This is a genomic window from Hydrogenophaga sp. 70-12 (genome assembly GCF_001897365.1).
GTDB lineage: Bacteria > Pseudomonadota > Gammaproteobacteria > Burkholderiales > Burkholderiaceae_C > Hydrogenophaga > Hydrogenophaga borbori.
Map to the genome: position 1 here is coordinate 1 of NZ_MKSS01000423.1, position 4,844 is coordinate 4,844.

At 69.4% G+C, this 4,844-nt stretch carries 5 protein-coding genes and 1 pseudogene; 4 read left to right on the forward strand and 2 right to left on the reverse strand.

The window, feature by feature from the left end; all coding sequences use genetic code 11:
- Both BGO22_RS22000 and BGO22_RS22005 read right to left on the reverse strand, forming a co-directional pair.
- The coding region (locus BGO22_RS22000) for an FGGY family carbohydrate kinase (RefSeq protein ID WP_286852436.1) at positions 1–573 on the reverse strand (573 nt) is incomplete at its 3' end.
- 19 nt (positions 574–592) lie between these two features.
- Complete coding sequence (locus BGO22_RS22005; RefSeq protein WP_286852437.1) at positions 593–1,378, reverse strand: DeoR/GlpR family DNA-binding transcription regulator; 786 nt, start codon at positions 1,376–1,378, stop codon at positions 593–595.
- Between the two features lie 155 nt (positions 1,379–1,533).
- On the opposite strand from BGO22_RS22005, the gene BGO22_RS22010 reads away from it, so the two are divergent.
- From BGO22_RS22010 to BGO22_RS22025, 4 genes and pseudogenes are all read left to right on the forward strand, one after another.
- Entirely contained in the window at positions 1,534–2,613 is a 1,080-nt protein-coding gene (locus BGO22_RS22010; protein ID WP_070399562.1) for an ABC transporter ATP-binding protein, read from the forward strand.
- Positions 2,613–3,698, forward strand: coding sequence for an ABC transporter ATP-binding protein (locus tag BGO22_RS22015; protein WP_070399510.1), 1,086 nt, complete (start codon positions 2,613–2,615; stop codon positions 3,696–3,698). The genes BGO22_RS22010 and BGO22_RS22015 overlap by 1 nt, the downstream gene beginning before the upstream one ends.
- Before the next feature lie 58 nt (positions 3,699–3,756).
- The gene (locus tag BGO22_RS22020; RefSeq protein WP_070399511.1) at positions 3,757–4,650 is read left to right on the forward strand and encodes a carbohydrate ABC transporter permease; all 894 of its coding nucleotides are present in this window, start codon (positions 3,757–3,759) and stop codon (positions 4,648–4,650) included.
- Positions 4,643–4,844: pseudogene (locus tag BGO22_RS22025) on the forward strand (carbohydrate ABC transporter permease); the annotation flags it as partial. The gene BGO22_RS22020 and the pseudogene BGO22_RS22025, both read left to right, overlap by 8 nt.

The following is a 4,844-nucleotide window of genomic DNA, read 5'->3' on the forward strand; positions in this document are numbered from 1 at the left end:
CAGCATGGTGCGCGCGGCGTTGCTGTGGTCCGTGACGTGGCGCGCGCCGCGCGTGAGCTGCCAGATCAGCCAGCTGTCCACGGTGCCGAAGGCCAGCTCGCCGCGCTCGGCCTGTTCGCGCGCGCCGGGCACGTGGTCCAGGATCCACTGCAGCTTGGTGCCCGAGAAGTAGGCGTCGATGCGCAGGCCGGTCTTGCGCTGCACCAGGGCCTCGTGGCCTTGTTCGCGCAGTTCGGCGCAGGCGCCCTCGGCGCGCCGGTCCTGCCAGACGATGGCGTTGTACACCGGCTCGCCGGTGCGGCGGTTCCACACCAGCGTGGTTTCGCGCTGGTTGGTGATGCCGACCGCGCGCACCTCGCCGGCGCGCAGGCCGGCCTTGGCCAGCACCTCGCGCGCGGTCTCCCGCTGGGTGTGCCACAGATCGCGCGGGTCGTGCTCCACCCAGCCGGGCTGCGGGTAGATCTGCGGGAACTCGCGCTGGGCCATGGCCACCACGCGGCCCTGGCGGTCGAAGACGATGCTGCGCGAGCTGGAGGTGCCCTGGTCCAGGGCCAGCAGGTGGGTGGGGTTCATCGGTCGTGTTCCGGGGCTTTCAGGGGGCGAGCGCCGCGCGTTCGCCGGCCACCACGCATTCCACGTGGCTCTGCTCGATCAGCGCGTTGAAGGGCTCGGGCGGCGCTTCGTCGGTGAACAGCGCGTCGAGGTCGTCGAGCCGCGCCAGCTCCACCATGGCGGGCCGGTTGAATTTGCTGTGGTCGGCGGCCAGCCAGACCTGGCGCGACTGCGCCACGATGGCGCGCGCCACCTTCACCTCGCGGTAGTCGAAGTCGCGCAGCGTGCCGTCGGCTTCGATGCCGCTGATGCCGATCAGGCCGATGTCGACCTTGAACTGGTGCATGAAGTCCACCGTGGCCTCGCCCACGATGCCCTGGTCGGCCGCGCGCACCTGTCCGCCGGCGACGATGACCTCGCAGTCGGGGTTGGTGCTCATGAGCGAGGCGATGTGCAGGTTGTTGGTGATCACGCGCAGGCCCCGGTGGCGCTGCAGCTCGCGCGCCACGGCCTCGATGGTGGTGCCAATGTTCATGATCAGCGAGCAGCCGTTGGGCACGCGCGCCGCCACGGCGCGCGCGATGCGCTGCTTGGCGTCGGCCTGCATGGCCTGGCGCTGGCGGTAGGCGATGTTTTCGGTGGTGGAGCCGGGCAGTCGCACGCCGCCATGGAAGCGGGCCAGCAGGCCGGCCTCGGCCAGGCGCTGCACGTCGCGGCGAACGGTCTGCAGGGTGACGCCGAAACGTTCGGCCAAGGCTTCGATGGTCTGGGGGCCGTGCGCGCGGACCTCGTCGAGCAGTTGGGTGTGGCGGGGATTCAGGTTCATGTCGGGGTGGCCGGCGATCGGGTTCCGAACATATCGGAAAACACTGATGGACTTCTAAGGGTATGTACCGAACATAAAAAGAAAAGAAACGAACAAAGATACGCGCAAACGAAAGCGCGACGCCGGACTTATTGCACGCCGCGCCCACCACGCCCATGCAGCTGTCACTGGATCACATCACCAAGACCGTGGGGCCTTCGGTCCACCTGTACCCGCTGAGCCTGGCGCCCGTGCCGGGCGCGGTCACGGTGCTGCTGGGCGCCACGCAGGCGGGCAAGACCAGCCTGATGCGTGTGATGGCCGGGCTGGACACGGCGAGTTCCGGGCGCGTGCTGGTGGACGGCGAGGACGTGACGCGCCGCCCGGTGCGCGAGCGCAACGTGGCCATGGTCTACCAGCAGTTCGTCAACTACCCTTCGATGACGGTGGCGCAGAACATCGCCTCGCCGCTGCGCCTGCGCGGCGAGCGCGACGTGGAGGCCCGCGTGCGCGCGCTGGCCGCGCGGCTGCACATCGAGCCCTTCCTGGACCGCCTGCCGGCCGAGCTGTCGGGCGGGCAGCAGCAGCGCGTGGCGTTGGCGCGCGCTTTGGCCAAGCGGGCGCCGCTGATGCTGCTCGACGAGCCCCTGGTGAACCTGGACTACAAACTGCGCGAGGAACTGCGCGAGGAGCTGTCGGCGCTGTTCGCCGCAGGCGAGGCCACGGTGGTCTACGCCACCACCGAGCCCGGCGAGGCCCTGCTCCTGGGCGGCCACACGGCCGTGATGGACGCGGGCGAGCTGCTGCAGTACGGCCCCACGGCCGAGGTCTTCCACCGGCCGAAGAGCCTGCGCGTGGCGCGCGCCTTCAGCGACCCGCCCATGAACCTGCTGCCCGCGCGGCGCAGCGCTCAGGGCGGCCTGCGCGTGGCCGGCGCGCTGGACTGGCCGCTGGACCTGCCCCTGTCGGCTGGCGATGACTTCGTGCTCGGCGTGCGCGCCGGGGGCCTGCGCGAGCGCGCGCAACCGGGCGACCTGGCCATCGAGGGCCGTGTCGAGCTGGCGGAGATCGCGGGCTCCGACACCTTCGTGCACGTGCACAGCGCCGTGGGCGAACTGGTGGCGCAGCTGGTGGGCGTGCACAAGCTGGACCTGGGCGCGCCGATCCGGCTGTACCTGCACCCCGACCAGCTCTTCGTCTTCGACGCGAGCGGTCCGCTGGTGCGCGCGCCGCTGGCGCGCCAGGGGGCGCACTGATGGCCCTGATCGAACTCGACCTCGCCCACGCCTACGGGCCGGACCCGCGCACCGACGAGGACTACGCCCTGCTGCCGCTGAAGATGGCGTTTCGCGACGGCGGCGCCTACGCGCTGCTGGGTCCCTCGGGCTGCGGCAAGACGACCATGCTCAACATCATCTCGGGGCTGCTGGTGCCTTCGCAGGGCACGGTGCGCTTCGACGGCCGCGACGTCACGCGCGAGTCGCCCCAGCAGCGCAACATCGCGCAGGTGTTCCAGTTCCCCGTCATCTACGACACCATGACCGTGGCGCAGAACCTGGCGTTCCCGCTGCGCAACCGCAAGGTGCCGCAGGCCGAGATCCACCAGCGCGTGGGGCGCATCGCCGAGATGCTGGAACTCAGCGGTCAGCTCGACCACCGCGCCGCCGGGCTGAGCGCCGACCAGAAACAGAAGATCTCGCTCGGGCGCGGCCTGGTGCGCTCGGACGTGTCGGCCGTGCTGTTCGACGAGCCGCTGACCGTGATCGATCCGCACCTGAAGTGGCAGCTGCGGCGCAAGCTCAAGCAGATCCACCACGAACTCAAGCTCACCCTGATCTATGTCACGCACGACCAGGTGGAAGCCCTGACCTTCGCCGACGAGGTGGTGGTGATGTCGCGCGGCCGCGCGGTGCAGAAGGGCACGGCCGCGGACCTGTTCGAGCGCCCCGCGCACACCTTCGTGGGCCACTTCATCGGCTCGCCCGGCATGAACTTCCTGCCCGCGCAGGCGGTGCGCGGCGGCGTGCTGGTGAACGAGCAGCCGCTGGCCTTCCAGGACGGGCGGCGGCTGCCGGAGGGACCGGTCAAGCTGGGCATCCGCCCCGAGTACCTGCGCCTGGGCGAGCCCGGCGACGGCCGCTCGCTGCCGGCCCGTGTGAGCCGCGTGCAGGACATCGGCACCTATTTCCTGCTCAGCTGCGAACTCGGCGAACACACGCTGAAGTGCCGGCTGGGCGCCGAGGCCGCGCCGCCCGCCGTAGGCGACACCGTGCACTTGCGCCTGCTGGACGCGCACACCTGCTTCTACCGCGACGAGCAACTGGTGGAGAACATGGCATGAGCGCCGCACGCCCGCCCGAAGGCGCTCGCACCGCAGTGCGCCGCACGGAGGTTTTCCCATGAGCGCGATCAACAAACCCGTGAACCAGAAGGCCTGGTGGCTGGTGTTGCCGGTCATCCTGTGCGTGGCCTTTTCGGCCGTGCTGCCGCTGATGACGGTGGTGAACTACTCGGTGCAGGACATCATCTCGCCGCAGCGGCGCGTGTTCGTGGGCACCGAATGGTTCGCCATGGTGATGCGCGACAGCGAGCTGCACCTGGCGCTGTGGCGCCAGATCCAGTTCTCGCTGGCGGTGCTGCTGGTGGAGATTCCGCTGGGCATCGCGCTGGCGCTGTCCATGCCCGCGCAGGGCTGGCGCGCCTCGGTGGTGCTGGTGATCGTGGCGCTGTCGCTGCTGATCCCCTGGAACGTGGTGGGCACCATCTGGCAGATCTTCGGGCGCACCGACATCGGCCTGCTCGGCCACACGCTGGAGCGCCTGGGCTTCGCCTACAGCTACACCGGCGACCCGAGCCACGCCTGGTGGACCGTGCTGGTCATGGACGTGTGGCACTGGACGCCGCTGGTGGCGCTGCTGGCCTACGCGGGCCTGCGCAGCATCCCCGACGCCTACTACCAGGCCGCCCGCATCGACGGCGCCAGCCCCTGGGCGGTGTTCCGCTACATCCAGCTGCCCAAGATGCGCGGCGTGCTCATGATCGCCGTGCTGCTGCGCTTCATGGACAGCTTCATGATCTACACCGAGCCCTTCGTGCTCACCGGCGGCGGCCCGGGCAACGCCACCACCTTCCTGTCGCAGTACCTCACCACCAAGGCGGTCGGCCAGTTCGACCTAGGGCCCGCGGCCGCCTTCTCGCTGATCTACTTCTTCATCATCCTGCTGTTCTGCTTCGTGCTCTACAACTGGATGCAGAGCCTGGGCACGTCGGACAAGGAGCAGGGCCATGCGTGAATCCCGTTTCCGCGCGCGCACGCTGTTCCTGATCGCCTACCTGGTGTTCGCGCTGCTGCCCATCTACTGGATGGTGAACATGAGCTTCAAGACGAACGGGGAGATCCTGTCCTCGTTCACGCTGTGGCCCGAGACCTTCACCTGGGACAACTACCGCACCATCTTCACCGACGCCTCGTGGTACTCGGGCTACA